16 protein-coding genes and 1 pseudogene are annotated in these 17,867 nt (G+C 67.3%); 14 read left to right on the forward strand and 3 right to left on the reverse strand.

The window, feature by feature from the left end; genetic code table 11:
- Nucleotides 1-136 precede the first annotated feature (136 nt).
- The gene (locus tag ACODS2_RS13320) at nucleotides 137-1,702 is read right to left on the reverse strand and encodes a S1C family serine protease (RefSeq protein ID WP_488999257.1); all 1,566 of its coding nucleotides are present in this window, start codon (nucleotides 1,700-1,702) and stop codon (nucleotides 137-139) included.
- An 83-nt stretch (nucleotides 1,703-1,785) separates the two neighbouring features.
- On the opposite strand from ACODS2_RS13320, the gene ACODS2_RS13325 reads away from it, so the two are divergent.
- The 4 genes and pseudogenes from ACODS2_RS13325 to ACODS2_RS13340 all read left to right on the forward strand — a co-directional run bounded on the left by ACODS2_RS13325 (nucleotide 1,786) and on the right by ACODS2_RS13340 (nucleotide 4,686).
- On the forward strand, nucleotides 1,786-2,469 hold the full coding sequence (locus ACODS2_RS13325; protein ID WP_488999258.1) for a hypothetical protein: 684 nt from the start codon (nucleotides 1,786-1,788) through the stop codon (nucleotides 2,467-2,469).
- Between the two features lie 88 nt (nucleotides 2,470-2,557).
- A pseudogene (locus tag ACODS2_RS13330) lies at nucleotides 2,558-3,094 on the forward strand (methylated-DNA--[protein]-cysteine S-methyltransferase); the annotation flags it as partial.
- Between the two features lie 204 nt (nucleotides 3,095-3,298).
- Nucleotides 3,299-3,802 (forward strand): hypothetical protein, encoded by a 504-nt coding sequence (locus ACODS2_RS13335; protein WP_488999259.1) that lies wholly within the window; start codon nucleotides 3,299-3,301, stop codon nucleotides 3,800-3,802.
- A gap of 29 nt (nucleotides 3,803-3,831) precedes the next feature.
- On the forward strand, nucleotides 3,832-4,686 hold the full coding sequence (locus ACODS2_RS13340; protein ID WP_488999260.1) for a kinase: 855 nt from the start codon (nucleotides 3,832-3,834) through the stop codon (nucleotides 4,684-4,686).
- A gap of 184 nt (nucleotides 4,687-4,870) precedes the next feature.
- Here ACODS2_RS13340 and ACODS2_RS13345 read toward each other — a convergent pair whose 3' ends face one another.
- Nucleotides 4,871-7,036 (reverse strand): primosomal protein N', encoded by a 2,166-nt coding sequence (locus tag ACODS2_RS13345; protein ID WP_488999261.1) that lies wholly within the window; start codon nucleotides 7,034-7,036, stop codon nucleotides 4,871-4,873.
- Between the two features lie 132 nt (nucleotides 7,037-7,168).
- Between ACODS2_RS13345 and fsa the strand changes: the two genes are divergently transcribed.
- From fsa to ACODS2_RS13395, 10 genes are all read left to right on the forward strand, one after another.
- Complete coding sequence (gene fsa, locus ACODS2_RS13350) at nucleotides 7,169-7,822, forward strand: fructose-6-phosphate aldolase (protein ID WP_488999262.1); 654 nt, start codon at nucleotides 7,169-7,171, stop codon at nucleotides 7,820-7,822.
- 45 nt (nucleotides 7,823-7,867) lie between these two features.
- Nucleotides 7,868-9,688, forward strand: a complete 1,821-nt coding sequence (cobT, locus tag ACODS2_RS13355) for a cobaltochelatase subunit CobT (RefSeq protein WP_488999263.1) — start codon at nucleotides 7,868-7,870, stop codon at nucleotides 9,686-9,688.
- Nucleotides 9,689-9,892: 204 nt separating this feature from the next.
- Nucleotides 9,893-10,474, forward strand: coding sequence for a hypothetical protein (locus ACODS2_RS13360; RefSeq protein WP_488999264.1), 582 nt, complete (start codon nucleotides 9,893-9,895; stop codon nucleotides 10,472-10,474).
- A 16-nt stretch (nucleotides 10,475-10,490) separates the two neighbouring features.
- Nucleotides 10,491-11,018 (forward strand): DUF2846 domain-containing protein, encoded by a 528-nt coding sequence (locus ACODS2_RS13365; protein WP_488999265.1) that lies wholly within the window; start codon nucleotides 10,491-10,493, stop codon nucleotides 11,016-11,018.
- Between the two features lie 142 nt (nucleotides 11,019-11,160).
- Nucleotides 11,161-11,823: a nitroreductase gene (locus tag ACODS2_RS13370; RefSeq protein ID WP_488999266.1), complete on the forward strand. Its 663-nt coding sequence runs from the start codon at nucleotides 11,161-11,163 to the stop codon at nucleotides 11,821-11,823.
- Nucleotides 11,824-11,898: 75 nt separating this feature from the next.
- Nucleotides 11,899-13,932 carry a CHASE2 domain-containing protein gene (locus ACODS2_RS13375; protein WP_488999267.1) on the forward strand — a complete coding sequence of 678 codons (2,034 nt, stop codon included), beginning with the start codon at nucleotides 11,899-11,901 and terminating at the stop codon, nucleotides 13,930-13,932.
- Between the two features lie 25 nt (nucleotides 13,933-13,957).
- Nucleotides 13,958-14,662, forward strand: a complete 705-nt coding sequence (locus tag ACODS2_RS13380; protein WP_488999268.1) for a hypothetical protein — start codon at nucleotides 13,958-13,960, stop codon at nucleotides 14,660-14,662.
- Between the two features lie 74 nt (nucleotides 14,663-14,736).
- Nucleotides 14,737-16,221, forward strand: a complete 1,485-nt coding sequence (gene cysS, locus ACODS2_RS13385) for a cysteine--tRNA ligase (protein ID WP_488999269.1) — start codon at nucleotides 14,737-14,739, stop codon at nucleotides 16,219-16,221.
- A complete protein-coding gene (locus tag ACODS2_RS13390) occupies nucleotides 16,218-16,679 on the forward strand; it encodes an RES family NAD+ phosphorylase (RefSeq protein WP_488999270.1) in 462 nt (153 codons plus the stop codon). Before cysS ends, ACODS2_RS13390 begins: the two co-directional genes overlap by 4 nt.
- Nucleotides 16,676-17,149, forward strand: a complete 474-nt coding sequence (locus ACODS2_RS13395) for a DUF3828 domain-containing protein (protein WP_488999271.1) — start codon at nucleotides 16,676-16,678, stop codon at nucleotides 17,147-17,149. Before ACODS2_RS13390 ends, ACODS2_RS13395 begins: the two co-directional genes overlap by 4 nt.
- Here the strand turns inward: ACODS2_RS13395 and ACODS2_RS13400 are convergent.
- Nucleotides 17,146-17,847, reverse strand: coding sequence for a TonB-dependent receptor (locus ACODS2_RS13400; protein WP_488999272.1), 702 nt, complete (start codon nucleotides 17,845-17,847; stop codon nucleotides 17,146-17,148). The genes ACODS2_RS13395 and ACODS2_RS13400 overlap by 4 nt on opposite strands.
- Nucleotides 17,848-17,867 lie beyond the last annotated feature (20 nt).

Below are 17,867 nucleotides of genomic sequence, written 5' to 3' on the forward strand. Positions count from 1 at the left end.
ATGGGGGCGCGCCTAGCAACCAAGTCCCTGCCTGACAAGATGCCAGTTGCCGATTCCCGGGACAGTGTGAAAACCAAGCCCTTTCAGGCAGGCCCCTCAGGGCCGTCAGATGCCTCGCACGATCTTCCTCGCGCGATCAGGGCGCGGGCTTGCAAGTGTAGCGCAGTCGCTCGTTGGGCTCGCCAGGCAGCAGAGCCCGGATCGCCCCCTGCGCCTCGCCCAGCGCGCGCGCTGCCGCCTCGTCCACCCCGCAGGCCGGTGCGCTCAGCTTCGCCCGCGCCGCCCGCGCGGCGGTCATCGCGTCGAGCCCCATGAGATAGCGCTCGACCGTGTACTCGCGCCGATCCGCATCGAACCGCGTCACCGAAATCGTCGCCTCGCCCTGCGGCACCAGCACCCGGCTCCAGCCGTCCCCCGCCAACCCGTATTGCGTCCGCCCGTTGACGCAGCCGCCCGGCGCCCAGCTCAGCGGCACGTCGGTCACGTCGGAAACGGTCACCCGGCTGCGCTGCGGATCGAGCACGCAGACCAGCTTTTGCGGGCTTTCCGGCGCAGGAGCGCTGGCATCTGCCGCCGGGCTCGCCTCGGCCCTGGCCTTGGTTTCGGCGATGATGTCCTTGGCGCGCTCGTCGATCAGGCTGAGCGGCGGGCGCAGCAGCCACACGGCCACTGCCGCAAGCGCCAGCACCCCCGCCGCGCCGCCCGCGATCCTGAGTTCGCGCTGCTTGCCGCGCTGGAGGAAGGCGAACGCCGCCGCACCCGCCGCCACCGCCGCCACCAGCAGCACCGCCGCCAGCGCCAGCCCGTTGTCGCGTTCGGAAAGGATCTGCAGTTCCGCATCATGCTGCGCCTTGGCGGCAAATTCGGCCTGCGCGGCCTTGCGCGCTTCCGCCGTTGCCGCCAGCCGCGCCTGATCCTCGGCCCCGCGCGCCGCGTCCGCCCGGTCGAGATCGGCGAGCGAAGTGCAGGGCGCGCCGCTCACATGCGGGCTCACCCCGGCCTCCTGCAGGAACGCGGAAAGCTCGCGCATCGAGATCGCGAAGTAGAACGCCGAATCAGTCGTGTTCTCGCTCACCGTGCCGAAGCTGTTGACGCCGAGCACCCGCCCGCAGGCATCGAGCAGCGGCCCGCCCGAATTGCCCGAACCGATCGGCGCGGTGTGCAGGATCGTGTCGAACGCGCGGCTTGAGCGCCCCGCCGAAACATAGCCGCGCGTCTTCACCGCCGCCTGCGGGCTGACGAGGTCGCCCATCGAAAGCCCCTCGGCCATATCGACATTGCCCGGATAGCCCGCGGCATAAACGTCCTCGCCGTCCGTCGGCGCGCCGGAAAACAGCGTCAGCGCATTGAGCGAAGCGCCCGGCTTCAGCTTCAGCAATGCCAGATCGCGCTGGGGCGAATAGGCGGCAATCGTCGCGGCATAGCCTCCGCGCCCCTCGGACGGGACGACGCCCGCCACGATCCCGTCGCTGCTGCGCAGGTCTTCCACCACGTGAGCATTGGTCACCACGAGATCGGGCGCGATGGCAAAGCCGGTGCCGTGGCTTACGAGCCGCGCTGCGCCGCCATCATACTGGATCAGCACCACCCGCACCACGCCCCGGCTCGCGGCGGCAATATCGCCGGGATCGGCCAGCGCGGGCGCGGCCAGAGCCAGCGTGATGGCGCCAAGGATGCAGATGATTCGGCGCAGCAAGTCCATGCAGGCTAAGTTCCTTTGGCGACCGGGATTGCAGAGCAGCGGTTTCGCATTACACCTTGGGTTCCGCAAGGTGGGGGCATTCCATGGGTTCAGGTAAGATTTCGCGCAGGCTCGCTGTGGCCTTGCTGTTGCTCGCGGCACCGGTTGCCGCGGCCGCAGCCGATCAGCCGGCCGAAGCGCCGTTCCGCATCGGCGAGGCGGCCATGACCATGCCCATTCCCGCCGGGCTCTGCCTCCCGACCGGAGACTCGGCGGCCATTGCCCAGATGACCGCCGCCGCCGATGGCAGAAACGTCACCGTGGCCGATTTCTGGACCTGCGGCGCGGCAGAGCAGGCGGGTACGCACTATGTCCTGCTCAAGGTGCCCACCCAGGTCCTGCTCATGCGGCTGCCGAAGGAGGATACGCTCGCGTCGCTCAACGCCACGCTCACCGGGCCGGATTCGCCCAAGTTCGGCGGGGATTTCGATCGCATGGCCAAGGAGGGGATCGACAAGGTCACCGGCTTGCAGACCAAGGTCGAAAGCGACTTCGGCTATATCAGCCGCGATGCAGACTGCATCTACATGGGCGGGCGCGTGTCCATTGCCTTCGAGGCGGGCAAGCCGGCAAAGCCCGGCCTTGTCGCCACCTGCATGACAGTCGTTGGCGAGAAGCTCGTCAACGTCAACGTCTACGACAATCGCCCGGACACCGGGATCAACGCGGTGATGAACGAGGCGCATGCCATCGCGCTGACCATCCGCCGCACCAACCCGGCAAATTGACCGCAAGCGGCGGGAAGCCTGCCGGTATCGGAGGCGCTACAAGGCTGGCCACACCCGCAGCAGGAGCACGCCGATGAGCCGGACCGAACCCACCCCCTCCGCCTGGATCGATGGCGGCCGCGGCGCAGTGATCCGCTGGGATGTCGCGCAGACGTCGCTCGGCCCGATGCTCGTCGCCGCGACGGACAAGGGCGTCTGCCGCCTCTCCTTCGGTGAGGATCCCGCCGTTCTGGCCGATCGCTTTCCCAAGGCCGAACGCATCCGAGGCGGTGAACACTTCGCGCGCCTTCTCGCTGAAATCGTCGCCGCTGCCGAAGCCCCCGGCGAGGTCGATTTCAGCCACATCCCCGTCGATGTTGCCGGCACACCCTTTCAGCAGGACATCTGGCAGGCGCTGCGCCGCATCCCCAAGGGCGAGACGCGCACGTACGCCCAGCTCGCCGCCGAAGTCGGCCGCCCCGGCGCGGTGCGCGCCGCAGGCTCTGCCAACGGCGCCAACCACGTCTCGCTGCTCATCCCCTGCCACCGCGTGATCCGCACCGATGGCAGCCTCGGCGGCTATGCCTGGGGCCTCGATATCAAGGCCAAGCTCCTCCAGCGCGAAGGCGCACTCCTGCCGCTTTAGCCCTCTCCCACGCTCATCCTGAGCTTGTCGAAGGGCAGGAGAGAGGGCCCGCGAGAGGGGAAATTGGCAGAGCACAAACCCCCGCTCATGCTGAGCTTGTCGAAGCATCCCGCACCACATTAGCCGCGCGATTAAATCGCCTTCCCTTGCCGCCCACCCCTGATGTACGCTCCCCCGGAACCAGAACACCAAGGGAGACCCCACATGCCCACCGTCACGCTCGAACCGGGAATGCCGCAGACCATCGGCGAGGCCTTCGCCCACATCGGCACCGTCACCGCGCCCACGGTCATGGACATCAAGGTCATGTGCCTCGTCGAAGCCGCTAGCAAGGAACTCTACCGCGCCACTGCTGCGGGCGCCGAAAACCCCGCCGTCGCCGATCTCCTGCGCACCAACGGCGATGAGGAGTTCGTCCACGCCCGCCGCGCCGCCGCGGTGCTCAAGGTGCTGACGGGCGAGGACTTCACGCCCCCCGAGGCGGGCGACAACCCCTATCTCGCCAGCGGCGTGTTCCCCATCGGCGAACTCACCCCGCCCGCGCTGCGCAAGCTGGCGCAGACCGAATTCGACGGCGAAACGCTCTACGAAGGCTGGGCCGCCAGCATCGGCAACGAAGAAGCCGCCGCCCTCCTGCGCGCCAACGGGCGGGAAGAAACCGACCACGGCAATCGCCTGTTGCAAGCGGCTGCGCTGCTGGAGGGGTGAGGGAGCAAAGCCCCGCAATCGCAGCCTTCATGGCGGCTGAGCGGTTGCCGGAAACCTACCGCGCCACCATCGAGACATACTGGCGCCCCCTTGCTGCCGCCATCGCAGCAAGGGCCACCGGCGTGCCGCTCATCGTCGGTGTCAGCGGTTCGCAGGGCAGCGGCAAGTCCACGCTCTGCCGCATGCTCGAAGCGCTCCTCGCCGAGGACCACGGCCTTCGCGTGGCCACGCTTTCGCTCGACGACCTCTATCTCACCCGCGCCGCGCGCGCCGAACTCGCCGCATCGGTCCATCCGCTCTTCGCCACGCGCGGGGTTCCCGGCACGCATGATGTGGCGCTCGGCCTCTCGCTGCTGAATGCAGTCCGCGCTGGCCAGCGCGGCATCTGCCTCCCGCGCTTCGACAAGGGGGCGGATGACCGCGTGCCCGAAACGCGGTGGCCGCTGCTCGAAGACCCGCTGGATGTGCTGCTGTTCGAAGGCTGGTGCATGGCCGCCACGCCCCAATCCGCAGCCGATCTCGCTGCCCCGATCAACCGCCTTGAAGCCGGGGAAGACCTGCACGGCACCTGGCGCGCCTATGTCAACGCCGCGCTCGCTGGCCCCTATCGCGCCTTGTTCGATGCGCCCGATTACCTCGTCATGCTCGCCGCCCCCGGCTTCGAAGCCGTCCTCGGCTGGCGGCAACTGCAGGAAAGCAAACTGCGCGCCCGCACCGGCGGCGGGATGACGGATGCCGAACTGGCCCGCTTCGTGATGCACTACGAACGGATCACGCGGCACCTGCTGGCCGATCTGCCCGAGCGCGCTGACGTGGTTGTCTCGCTGGGGGAGGACCATGCGGTCGAGACAGTCCGCTACACTATACCCCAGACGCAACCTTGAGCCCTTTCCCCTTCAGGGGAGAGGGCCAGGAGAGGGAGCCGCAGAATCCATTTTCCTACACGCCCCCGGCCATGGCACATCGGCTTTCTGCTCTTTGAATCGTCAAGCCGCTGAAATAGAACGATGCAACCGGATCGGATACTGTGCTCAGGACAGTGTCAACTGTGTCAACTTGCGTTGGATTTCAGACGAAGGAATAGGGGTCGATATCCACCGCCACCCGCACCCCCGGCGGGAAGCGCAGCGGGGCGAGCCAGCTTCGGATCAGCTTTTGCACTTCGGCCGAACGGCGCGCCGCGATCAGCAGGCGGTAGCGGTGCCGCCCGCGCAGCAACGAAAGCGGGGCAGGGGCGGGGCCGAGGATCAGGACACCGGGCTCATCCGGCCGCGTGCCGCCGATAGCGCGGGCTGCTTCGCGGGCTTCGGCCTCGTCCTCGCTCGAAACGATGATCGCCGCCCACCGGCCAAACGGCGGCGCGCCCGCCTCGCGCCGCGCTTCGGTCTCGGCCGCGTAGAACGCGTCGCGCGATCCGCTGGCGAGCGCGGCGATCACCTCGGCCTTGGGATGGCGCGTCTGGATCAGCACCTCGCCCGGCTTGGCCCCGCGCCCGGCGCGCCCGGCGACTTGCGCGATCTGCTGGTAGGTCCGCTCCGCCGCGCGCAAGTCCCCGCCATCAAGCCCCATGTCGGCATCTACGACGCCAACCAGCGTCAGCTCGGGAAAGTGGAACCCCTTGGTCACGAGCTGCGTCCCCACGATCACGTCGATCGCCCCCCCTTCCGCCTGCGCCACGAACTCGGCAGCAGCGGCGGGGCTGGCCAGCGTGTCGGAGGTGACCACCGCCACCCGCGCGCCCGGCAGCAGCTCGCTCACCTCGTCAGCAATCCGCTCCACGCCGGGGCCGCAGGCGACAAGGCAATCGGGCTCGCCGCATTCCGGGCAGACCGGCGGCGGTGGCACCTCGTGCCCGCAATGGTGGCAGGCCAGCCGCTGCGAAAGCCGGTGCTCGACCAGCCAGGCCGAGCAGTTGGGGCACTTGAAGCGGAACCCGCAGTGCCGGCACAGCGTAAGCGGCGCATAGCCCCGCCGGTTGAGGAACAGCAGGCTCTGCTCGCCCTTGGCCAGCCGGTCCTGCAGCGCTTCCACCAGCGGCGGCGCCAGCCAGCGCCCGCGCGGCGGCTGCAGTTCCGTCAGGTTGATGATCTCGATCTTCGGCAACTGCGCCCCGCCGAACCGGCTCGGCAGCACGAGCCGCTTGTAGCGCCCCGCCTCGGCCATCTGCAGGCTTTCGAGCGCCGGTGTCGCGCTTGCCAGCACCACCGGCACGCCCTCGAAATGTCCGCGCATCACCGCCACGTCGCGGGCGTTGTAGCGCACACCGTCGTCCTGCTTGAACGCCACTTCGTGCGCCTCGTCGACCACCACGAGGCCGAGATCTGCAAACGGCAGGAACAGCGCCGAGCGCGCTCCGACCACCACATTTGCCCCGCCAAACGCCACCTGCCGCCACGCCCGCCGCCGCTCCGATGCCTTGAGCGAGGAATGCCAGGTGACGGGCGTCACCCCGAACCGTGCCTCGAACCGGCCCAGAAACGCGGCGGTGAGTGCGATTTCGGGCAGCAGCACCAGCACCTGCCGCCCGGCCTCCAGCGCCGCTGCCACGGCCTCGAAATAGGTCTCGGTCTTGCCGGAGCCCGTCACCCCGTCGAGCAGGAACGGCTGGAACCTATGCGCTGCGACTGCCTCCACCATCTCCGCCGCTGCCTCGGCCTGCTGCTCGGCCAACGCCGGTGCGGCGAACAGCGGATCGGGCGCGGGGTAGGGCCGGTCGCTATCGACCAGCACCGGCTCCAGCAGCCCCTGGCTTAGCATCCCGCGCAGCACGCCTTCGGAAACACCTGCGATCTCCGCCAGCTCGCGCATCGTCGCCTGTTCGCCCTGCAGCAGATCGAGCGCCTGCAGCCGCTGCGGCGTCATCCGCGCGGGCTCCTCGCCAGTGAGGCGGTATTCGGTGACGGTCCCGCTACCCTTCAGCGCCGCGCTGCTCGACAGCGCCATGCGCGCCACGGCAGAGAGCGGCGCGAGGTAGTAGTCCGCCGTCCACGCGATCAAGCGGCGCAGCGGCGCGGGCAGCGGCGGCACCGGCAGGACTTCGAGAACGCTGCGCAGCTTGTGCTCGGGATAGTCATCGCGGGGAAGATCGCCATCATCCCACACCACGCCCAGAATCTGGCGCGGCCCCAGCGGCAGCACGACCACGCTGCCCGGCGGCGCCTCCATCCCGGACGGCAGCCGGTAGTCGAGTGCGCCGAGGGCGGCGTTGAAAACGATGCAGCGCACGCGGGTCATGCACCCCATCTAGGGACTGGTGGCCTTGGGGGCAAAGGCTCACCGCCACCCGCTTGGGGAAGAATGACAGGCTACACAGCGCCCGCCCTCGCGCTATAGGGTTCGCAGAATCGGACACAGGACACGTTCCCCATGAAGTTTTTCGTCGACACCGCTGACACCGCCGAGATTGCCGACCTTGCCTCCACCGGCCTGCTCGACGGCGTGACCACCAATCCTTCGCTGATCGCCAAGGCGGGCCGCGATTTCATCGAAGTGACGCGCGAGATCTGCGGCCTCACCAGCGGCCCGGTCTCGGCCGAAGTCGTGGCGCTCGATCACGAAGGCATGATGCGCGAGGCGGAAATCCTGCGTAAGATTGCCGACAACGTCTGCATCAAGGTGCCGCTCACCATCGATGGCCTCAAGACCTGCAAGGCGCTCACCAGCGACGGCACGATGGTCAACGTCACGCTGTGCTTCTCGGCCAATCAGGCGCTGCTGGCGGCCAAGGCCGGCGCGACCTTCATCTCGCCCTTCGTCGGGCGGCATGACGACAACGGCTTCGACGGCATGGATCTCATCCGCGATATCCGCCTGATCTACGACAACTACGCCTTCGGCACCGAAATCCTCGTCGCCTCGATCCGCCACGGCGTCCACGTGCTCGAAAGCGCCAAGATCGGTGCCGACGTGATCACCGCGCCGCCTGCCGTGATCAAGGGCCTGTTCAAGCATGTGCTGACCGAAAAGGGCATCGAAGGCTTCCTTGCGGATTGGGCCAAGACGGGGCAGACAATCGGGTGAAGTCGGCAATCGGCTGAAACCCAACCCGACGGATGAAGACAGACCTTGCCTGACGAAAGCCCCCTCGACCAGTTCCGCTCGGTTCTCGCCGGCACCGCGCGCGCCGTGGCCGATGTGCCCGAGCTCGAAGTCGCCTGGACCGCCGATGCGCCGAGCCAGACGGGGACGAACTTGCGCCTGCCGATGCCGGGCCGGGCGCTACCTGCCGCGCAAGTGGCCGAAGCGCGGGGCTTTGCCGATGGCATGGCGCTCAAGCTGCGTCTGCACAACGAGACCTTGCACAACCGCAGTGCCCCCACCGAACCGCTCGCCCGCGCTTGCTACGATGCGATCGAGCAGGTGCGCTACGAGGCGCTGGGGTCGGACGGCTATGCCGGTATCCGGGGCAACCTCGACGCCGCGACGACGATGCGCATCGCCTCCGATCCGATCGCCCGCGCGATCCGGCCCGAGGACGTGCCGCTGCCCACCGCGCTTGCCATGCTGCTGCGCGAGAAGCTGACCGGGCAGGCCGTGCCTCCCGCCGCCGAAATCGGCACTGCGATGGTGCGCAGCTGGATCGAAGCGCGCGCCGGGGCCGATCTTGAAGGGTTTGCCGATCTGCTGGACGACCAGAAGGCGTTCCAGAACCTCGCGCTCGAAATGCTCGGCCACCTCGATCTCACCAAGTCCCCCGACGAGGCCGATGACGGCGGCGATGAGGACGAGGGCGAGCAGGCTGACGACGAGGCCGAGGACCAGCCCGACGCCTCCGACGACGGCGCCGAGCAGCAGCCGAGCGAAGTCGCCGGGGACACTACCGAAGGCGACGAACAGGGCGAGGAGCAGGAACAGACCGAGACATCGGAAGACACCGCCGACGCCGACATGGCCGACGAGGGCGAGGAGGGCATGCTGCCCACGCGGCCCAACCGGCCGTGGACCGATCTGCCGGACAGCTGGGAATACAAGGCCTACACCACCCAGTTCGACGAAGTCGTTTCCGCCACCGAGCTGTGCGACGAGGAAGAGCTCACCCGCCTGCGCGCCTATCTCGATGCGCAGTTGAAGGGCCTGCAGGGCATTGTCACCCGGCTTGCCAACCGTCTCCAGCGCCGCCTCATGGCGCAGCAGAACCGTTCGTGGGATTTCGATCAGGAGGAAGGCCTCCTCGATGCCGCGCGGCTGGCGCGCGTCGTCATCTCGCCCGGCCATTCGCTGTCGTACAAGATCGAGCGCGACGTCGAGTTCAAGGACACCGTCGTCACCCTGCTGATCGACAATTCCGGCTCTATGCGCGGGCGCCCGATCTCGATCGCGGCAATCAGTGCGGACATCATGGCGCGCACGCTGGAGCGCTGCGGCGTGAAGACCGAAGTGCTCGGCTTCACCACCCGCGCGTGGAAGGGCGGCCAATCGCGCGAGGCGTGGCTTTCGGGCGGCAAGCCCGCGCACCCCGGCCGCCTCAACGATCTGCGCCACATCGTCTACAAGAAGGCGGACGAGCCTTGGCGCCGCGCGCGCAAGAACCTAGGCCTGATGATGCGCGAGGGGCTGCTCAAGGAAAACATCGACGGCGAGGCGCTGCTCTGGGCCCATACCCGCCTGCTGGCGCGGCAGGAGGATCGCCGCATCCTGATGGTCATTTCGGACGGCGCGCCGGTCGACGATTCGACGCTCTCGGTCAATTCGGCGGGCTATCTCGAACAGCACCTGCGCCGCGTGATCGACTGGATCGAGAAGCAGTCCCCGGTCCAGCTCGTCGCCATCGGCATCGGCCATGACGTGACGCGCTACTACCGCCGCGCGGTGACGATCATGGATGTCGAGCAACTTGGCGGCACGATGGTCGAGCAGCTGGCGGGGCTGTTCGAGGATGACGACTGATCGGTCGGTCCGGATCGTCCTTTGCGCCGCAATACCCTGAATGATCGGAAACCGCGCCAGGCCGGGCGCGGGCGTTTTTCACGCTATGCCGCGCGCCGGAAATGATGATACGCCGTGCGCGGGGGAAAGATGATGCGCCGTCGAATTGGGGTTGTGCCAGCGCTGCTGCTGCTTTCCGCACCGACTTGCCTGCCTGCACAACCGGTGCCTGCTTCAGTGGCGGAACCGGCTGAACCCCTTGCAGCCGTGCCGGCGGCCACCACGGATTTGCCCTGCGATCGGTGCATTCCTGCGCTCGCGCCGGTCGACCTCGTGCTCGATACCGATCTGGGCAGCAAGATCAGCAAGACGGGCGAGACCTTTGCCTTCCACCTTGCGCGGCCGATCGTGATCGATGGCCACGAACTTGTGCCTGCGGGGACGCCGGGGCAAGGGGAAGTGATCCACGCCAAGAAAGCGGGCGGCAGCGGAACGGCGGGCGAACTCGTGTTGGCCGCACGCTACCTTTCCGTCGGCTCGCAGCGCCTGCGGCTGCGCTCCATGCATATCGCCCAGCGGTCCGAGGACGCGATTGGCAAGATCGATGCCTTCAATGCCGCCACCGTGATGAGCCCTGTGCCGGTGGCCTTGGTGGGCTTTGCCATCACCGGTCGGAACAACGTATTCCCCAAGGGAACCCCTGCCATCGCCAAGACCGCCGAGCTTTTCAAGGTGCTGTCACCGGATGGCGGCGTGGCGACATCGGATACATCAACCCGGCCGGCAACTCCGCCCGTCGGTCCATAAGAGGAGAGGAAGCAGGATGATCAAGGCAGCAACAAGGGCGGGACTGATCCTGTTGGCGACGGCCACGATGGCGACGTCGGCCCACGCAGGTGACAAGCCCCCGGTGCGCATCCCTGCGCCGCCCGCAGGCAAAGGCCAGATCGTGTTCTACCGCACCGGTACCATCATGGGGGCGGCGATGGGCTGCGCCGTGAATGAGGGCGGCCAGAAGATCAGCTCGCTCGGCTCGGGCCGCTATTTCATCCTCGTGACCGATCCCGGCCGCCACGAATACACCGTGAAGAGCGAAGCCAAGGACGTGCTCGCGCTTGAGGTCGAGGCCGACGAGACGCAGTACGCCATGTGCCGGATCAAGATGGGCGTGATGGCCGGACGGCCAGACCTGCGCCCCTCGACCGCCGAGGAATTCACCAAGGCCGGCACCAACCGGATGGTCGATGCGGATGATATGGGGCCAGCGCCCGGCGCACTGCGCGCGGATCAGGTCGAAGCTGCGCTTGCGGCCACGCCGGCTCCGGCGGCACCTGCGGCTCCGGCCAACTGAGAGCGTGGCAGAGCAAGGCGGCCAACCGTCCATGCGCGGTTGACCGCCTTGCCTTAATCGGTCAATTAAACTGCAAATCGTATTCCTGCGCCGGTGCCTGATATTGGCGCAGGGATGTCTGCATAAGCCGGAGAGATTGCCCATGAATGTTGCCGAAGCCGTACTCACGCGCCGTTCGATCCGGGCGTTTCAGGACAAGCCCGTTCCGCTCGACGTGCTGCGCCGGGTGATGGACACCGCGCGCTGGGCGCCTTCGGGCTGCAATTTCCAGCCGTGGGAAGCGGCCATTGTCACCGGCGAGCCGCTCAAGGAGCTTCAGGCGAAGATGATGGCGACGCCGCCGCAGAACCCGCGCGAGTACAGCTGGGACGATCCGGAAGTGATCCCCGAATGCAAGGCGCGGCTGCACGGCGTGGGCAAGGCGATGTACAGCGCGATGGGCATTGGCCGCGAGGATGTCGAAGCGCGCAACAAGTTCATGGGCGCCAATGTCGTCTCGTTCGGTGCGCCGGCGGTGCTGCTGTGCTATTTCGACCGCCGCATGGGGCCGCCGCAGTGGTCGGACGTCGGCATGTGGCTGCAGACGATCATGCTGCTGCTGCGCGGCGAAGGGCTCGACAGCTGCCCGCAGGAAGCGCTTTCGCTTTATGCCAAGCTGATCAAAGACTTCCTCGGCGTTTCGGATGAAACCCATATCTTCTTCTGTGGCATCGCCATCGGCTACCGCGAGGAGGAAAGCCCGGTGAACAACTTCGCGCGCGAGCGCGAGCCGGTGGACGGCAACGTCAAGTTCCTCGGCTTCTGATGGGATTGCATGCGCCACTGCATAGGCAGTGGCGCATGGGGGCGCTAATCAACCGCAGAACGCGGGGGGTTGGCGATGCCTGATTCCAGAGGCACATCGGCGCAGGCGCTGCGGCAGGGGCTGCGCGAGCTCGGCTGGCAGCGGCTGGCTGTGGCGGCGCTGCTGCTTGTGCTGGCGCTGTTCACTGCGCTGCGCAGCTGGCACCTGCCCATTCTGGGCGATGCGGAAAATGCGCTCTACGACCTTCGCGCCGCCAGCTTCGCGCCCCGCACGGATACCGACAAGCGCATCGTCCTTGTCGTCTATACTGACGATACCAACCGCAAGACCGGGCAGATCTCCCCGGTCGATCGCACCGTGCTGGCGCAGGCCCTCGCGCAGATTGAAGGGATGGGGGCGAAGGGCATCGGCATCGATATCCTGCTCGATAGCGCGCAGGATGATGATCCGCTGCTTCAGGCTGCGCTGCGCGGCATGACGACGCCGGTCTACCTCGCCTTTGCCAGCAATCGCACCAATCCAGAGGCGATCACCTGGGAGCAGGAGCGGGACCTCAGGCGCTATATCGCGGCGGTGCGCACGGATACGACGAAGCCCGCCAGCATCCTCCTCGTCACCGATAACGACGGCGCCGCGCGCCGCTGGCCGCGCCATTATCCCGGCCTGCCGCCGCTGCTCTCCGAAGCGCTGACGCAGGCTACGCCCGACGCTGTGCCGGCCTTTGCGGGGTTCACCGGGCCGATCCGCTACCGCCTGCCCAGCGCGAAGGAGCGCCCGGTCTTCGAGAAAATCCCCATCGATCTCCTCGCTGATCCCGCCACCGCGCCGCTCGTCGCCGATACGATTCGCGGCCGCTACGTGCTGATCGGCGGCGACTTTGCCGATTTCGATCAGTTCGACACGCCGTTCACTCGCACCGGCCTTTCCGCCGATCCACGCGGCGGGCACGCGCGGATGATCGGGGTGGAAGTGCACGCCTCGATGCTAGCGCAATTGCTCGACAAGGCGCGCCCAAGCGGCGTGCCGGGCTGGGCGCAGGCGCTGGGCGCGGTGCTTGCGGTGCTGCTGGGCATGATGACGGCTGCTGCGCGCGCACGCCCCTGGCAGCTGGCGCTCGGCGTGGCGGCGCAGCTCCTCGCGTTCGCGGCGGTTCCGTTCCTTGTCGCGCAAGCGGGCTTCGATACGCTGGGCTTCCCGGCGGTCGGCTGGCCGGCGGGCTGGCTGATCGCCTATGTCGCCGTCAGCGCGGCGCTGCGCGCAGTGGGCGCGGCGCAGCGGGAGTTCGCCCAGGGCGCACTCGGCAAATACCTGCCGCGCTCGGTCGCCAGCGAAATCCTGCGCAATCCGGAGCGGCTGCGGCTGCATGGCGAGAAGCGGGCGATCTTCTGCCTGTTCAGCGATCTTGAAGGCTTCACCAAGCTGACCCACGCGGTCGAACCGGAAATGATCGCGCGCTTGCTCAACGATTATCTCGACCGGCTTTCGGCGGTGGTGCTCGAACACGGCGGCACGCTCGACAAATTCGTCGGCGATGCGGTCGTCGCGTTCTGGGGCGCGCCGATTGCTTATCCGGACGACGGGGAGCGCGCGGTCAGGGCGGCCATCGCGATGTATCACGCGGGCGAGGACTTCCGCCGCAATGCGCCTGTCGGAGTGCCGCCGATTGGCCGCACTCGCGTTGGCGTCCATTTCGGCGAGGCGATCGTTGGCAATTTCGGCGGCGAGGGGCGCATCCAGTACACCGCGCTTGGCGATGCGATGAACACTGCCGCCCGGCTTGAAGGTGCGAACAAGCCGCTGGACACCACGATCCTTGTCAGCCGCGAGGCCCTGGAGCGCTCTGGCCTCGATGGCTTCCGCCCGATGGGCACGGTGCGCCTGCGCGGGCGGGCTACGCCGGTCGAGGTTTTCGAGCCGGTGCCGGAGGGCGATCCTTCCGCCCGCGCGCTTGCCGAAGATCTTGTCGCCGCGCACGCTGCGGGCAATCGCGCGGCTGTGCAGGCGCTCACAGCGCGAATCGGTGCGGACGGCCACAAGGATCCTGCGCTGGCCAATCTGGCGCGCCGCCTGGCGGAACTGGATGATGGAGAGAGCTATGTCCTTGGCTAGTCGCACCCTTGCCGGCGCCGCCCTGATGGCTGCCAGCTGCGGCTGGACCGTGGCGGCCAATGCGCAAGCCGTGGTGATCCGCTCGACCGGGCCTTCGGCGGCGGTTTATCCCATGGGGCGCAAGCTGCCGGCGGGCGCGGCGGTCACGCTCAAGGCGGGCGATCAGGTGACGGTGATCGATCAGGCTGGCTCGCGCGTGCTGTCCGGCCCGGGCAGCTTTCGCATCGACAATGCCGTCAACCGCGATGCTGCAAGCGGTGCAAACAGCGCGCTCGCCGCGCTCATCGCACGCGGCGGCGCGCGCACCCGCACCGGGGCCGTGCGCGGCGATACCGAAGAGCCGACCGAAGCCGTCCGCCCCGACAATGTCTGGTATGTCGACGTCAGCCGCGGCGGCACCGTCTGCATTGCCGATCCCGCGCAAGTCGTGCTCTGGCGGCCCAACCGTGCCGAGACCGGCAACGGCACGCTCTACGGCGCGGACAACACCCCCGCCGAAGTGACCTTCCGCGCCGGAAGCGCGATCAAGCTGTGGCCGGTCGCGGCGCTGCCGGTGGTGGATGGCCAGACCTACCGCTTCACCAGCCCGGTCGGCCAGACGGTGAAGATCACCATGCGGCTGCTGGTGGATGTGCCGGAAGACCCCGTCGCGGTGGCGGCGCTGCTCGCGGAGAAGGGCTGCACCGCCCAGATCGATGTGCTGGCAAGCGCTCCGGTGGCGGCTGAATAAATAGGGACAGTCCCCATTTATCGGGATGCGCGCGCGCTTGACCGGCAGGCGCGCGGGCTGGCAGAGCGCGGGGCATGGAAACGACTGCTCCCCTCACGCTCTTCAACAGCCTGACCCGCCGCACCGAACCGTTCGTGCCCGTCCACGCGGGCGAGGCGCGCGTCTATACCTGCGGGCCGACGGTCTACAACTACCCCCACATCGGCAACATGCGCGCCTATGTCTTTGCCGACGTGCTGGGGCGGACGCTGAGCTTCAAGGGCTACAAGCTCACCCATGTCATCAACATCACCGATGTCGGCCACCTTACCGACGATGCGGACGATGGCGAGGACAAGATGGAGCGGATGGCAGCGGCCCGGAAGCAGTCGATCTGGGACGTGGCCGAGCACTACAAGCAGGCCTACTGGGCCGATGTGCGCGCGCTCAATATCCGCCAGCCCGCGCAGTGGACGGTGGCGACGGACTACGTTGAGCAGATGATCGAGTTTGCGAAGGGGATCGCGGCGAAGCACTGCTATGAGATTGAGGAGGGCCTCTACTTCGATACCAAATCGGTAGACGACTATGGGTTACTTGCCGGACGCCACATGCTTGAGAGGCTGGAGGAGGAAGAGTCCGCTTGGATGCGCATCAGTGAAGTTGAAGGAAAAAGGCATTGGGCCGACTTCGCGATCTGGCGCAAGACCCCGCCGGGCGAGACGCGGCAGATGGAGTGGGATTCGCCCTGGGGCAAGGGTGCACCGGGGTGGCATCTGGAATGCTCGGTCATGTCGGGCGCGGTGCTGGGTTTTCCCTTCGATATCCACACCGGCGGCATCGACCACCGCGAGATCCACCACCCCAACGAGATCGCGCAGAACCAGGCGCACTGCTGCACGAATGGCCTCGACGACGCGGCCAATTCGGGCGCCAAGATCTGGATGCACAACAACTTTCTCGTCGAGCGCAGCGGCAAGATGTCGAAGTCCTCGGGCGAGTTCCTGCGGTTGCAACTGCTCATCGACAAGGGTTACCACCCGCTGGCGTACCGGCTGCTGTGCCTGCAGGCGCACTATCGCAGCGAACTGGAGTTCAGTTGGGAAGGGCTGGGGGCAGCGCTGACGCGGCTCAAGCGGTTGGTGATGGCGGTCGAGCAGTTACGAGCGCGCGACGAGGACACTTCCTCAACTGCACCCGGTCCACGCTTCCAGCCTTTCCTCGAACGGTTCGACGCGGCGGTGTCGGACGACCTCAATACGGCCATTGCGCTCACCGTGCTCGAAGAGGTTGCGGTGCTCAAGAAGGTCGATCCGGCGGAGAAGCTCGCTGCACTTGCCGCCATGGACTCCGTCCTCGGCCTCCATCTCCTGAACCTCACCCGCACCGACCTCCGCATCCGCCCCAAGTCCGCGACCATCACCGAAGCCGAAATCGAAGCCACCCTTGCCGCCCGCAAGGAGGCTCGCGCGGCCAAGGACTTCGCCCGCTCCGATGCGCTGCGCGATGAACTCGCCGCCAAGGGCGTCGAGGTCATGGACGGTGATCCGCTCGGGTGGGAGTGGAAGCTTGTGCCGTGAAGCTCTGGCGGATCACTCGGTCCGTTCATACCGCGATTGATGGCGCAGGCGCGCTTGCGCACGGCGGGCGCTATTCGCCGCCGGGTCTCCCGGTGGTTCACTTCGCGTCCGAGGCCGCGCTGGCGGTGTTGATCGCGCTGCGCTATCAGCCGACCGATCCGGACGAGGGCGCGGCGGACCTTGTGCTGGGCTGGATCGACATTGCGGCAGCGCCGGAACGGGTGCCCGCCGGCCTTGCCGAGCCGGAGATCCAGACGTGGGTAACGGACTGGCTTGTGCAGCGCCGCTCGTTGGCTGCGGCATTGGCATCGAAAGTGCTCCCCGAAGGCGATGTCGTGCTGTTCAATCCGCGCCACCCTGATGCCGGGCAGGCTGGGCCGCTCGCTGTGCGCCCCTTCAGCTTTGCCGAGTGCCTGCACACCCCGCCGATGCGCGCGATCTATGGAGCTGGTCTGTGATAATCCTCGCCGCACTCGCCCTGGCTGCCGCCCCTGTGGCAACGCCCGAGGCGGCGATTGCGGCGATCTACGCCCCTTTTCGCCGCGCCGAAATGCACGATGCGGCGTGGGAGCGCCCGATTTTCACCCCGCGCCTCAAGGCCCTGATCGCGAAGTGGCGCGCGGTCACGCCCAGCGATGAAGTCGACGACCTCTCCGATTTCGACTGGCTGTGCCAATGTCAGGACTGGGATGCGGGCGGCCTTCATGAGCGGATCACGGGCCTGCGCGGGCAGGGCCGGGGGCGGCTCCGGGTGACAGTGTCGCTCGGCAAGGCGCCGGGCCGGCACGAGGTGCTGCGCTTCGTGCTGCAACGCGCCGGTCATCGCTGGCTGATCGATGATATTCATGCCAGCGGCTTCAAAGGCGGTCTCCGCGCGACCCTGCTGCGGACAACCGCCGCCGATATCGCGCTGCGCCGCCCCCGTTAGCGCTTGGGCACGATCACCAGCTTGTAAGGAATGAACAGCAGCACTTCCGAAAGGCCAGCCCGGTTCCATTCCACCGGGCGGTTCAGCCCTTCGATCTCCACCCCGTAGTCCGGCCCGAGTTTGGCCGCCATGGCCTTGGCATCCGCTGCAATCACATCGGCAATCGCCGGGCGGTACTGGTCTGGATCGACGATCGAGAAAGTTAGGTCGTCGCTCGTCTCCATCAGCGCACGCCCTTCCAGCCTGACAGCCTTGACGAATGCGGTGATCGCTGCCTCTGCGGCTTGGGCGTCCCGGCCGTTCTGCAGCGGTGCCTTGATCAGCAGGGTCAGCTTCTGCGAATCGGGCCGGCTATCGCGCGCAAGGGTCAGATCGCGGTAGTTTTTGAGCGTGATTGGCTGAATCGTCTGCGTGCCATAGGCAAGCTGCACACCCGATTTCGGCGCCTGGGCGATGGCATGGGCGAGGGTTGCGTAGATCTCGTTCGAGCGGCCTTTGGGATCGCGCGTATCGCCGGTGATGGTGACTTCCTGCACCGCGAAATCGGCTGTCCGCTTGAGTCCGACGGCGGGCTGGGCGGAATTGTAGTCGTCGGCCGACCTGCGCTGGGCGGTGACGATCACTTCGTCGGCCTGCGCCATGGCCAGACCCGGCGTGGTGACCAGCGCAATGCTCATCATTGCAAACAATAGCTTCATGTCGTCGCTCGCCTCGCTAT

This window comes from Novosphingobium sp. FG137 (genome assembly GCF_057809735.1).

Bases quoted from the DNA above. Each gene is read 5' to 3' on its own strand.
- ACODS2_RS13320 (WP_488999257.1), bottom strand. From the start codon at position 1,702: ATGGACTTGCTGCGCCGAATCATCTGCATCCTTGGCGCCATCACGCTG.
- ACODS2_RS13325 (WP_488999258.1), top strand. From the start codon at position 1,786: ATGGGTTCAGGTAAGATTTCGCGCAGGCTCGCTGTGGCCTTGCTGTTG.
- ACODS2_RS13335 (WP_488999259.1), top strand. From the start codon at position 3,299: ATGCCCACCGTCACGCTCGAACCGGGAATGCCGCAGACCATCGGCGAG.
- ACODS2_RS13340 (WP_488999260.1), top strand. From the start codon at position 3,832: ATGGCGGCTGAGCGGTTGCCGGAAACCTACCGCGCCACCATCGAGACA.
- ACODS2_RS13345 (WP_488999261.1), bottom strand. From the start codon at position 7,036: ATGACCCGCGTGCGCTGCATCGTTTTCAACGCCGCCCTCGGCGCACTC.
- fsa (WP_488999262.1), top strand. From the start codon at position 7,169: ATGAAGTTTTTCGTCGACACCGCTGACACCGCCGAGATTGCCGACCTT.
- ACODS2_RS13365 (WP_488999265.1), top strand. From the start codon at position 10,491: ATGATCAAGGCAGCAACAAGGGCGGGACTGATCCTGTTGGCGACGGCC.
- ACODS2_RS13370 (WP_488999266.1), top strand. From the start codon at position 11,161: ATGAATGTTGCCGAAGCCGTACTCACGCGCCGTTCGATCCGGGCGTTT.
- ACODS2_RS13375 (WP_488999267.1), top strand. From the start codon at position 11,899: ATGCCTGATTCCAGAGGCACATCGGCGCAGGCGCTGCGGCAGGGGCTG.
- ACODS2_RS13380 (WP_488999268.1), top strand. From the start codon at position 13,958: ATGGCTGCCAGCTGCGGCTGGACCGTGGCGGCCAATGCGCAAGCCGTG.
- cysS (WP_488999269.1), top strand. From the start codon at position 14,737: ATGGAAACGACTGCTCCCCTCACGCTCTTCAACAGCCTGACCCGCCGC.
- ACODS2_RS13400 (WP_488999272.1), bottom strand. From the start codon at position 17,847: ATGAAGCTATTGTTTGCAATGATGAGCATTGCGCTGGTCACCACGCCG.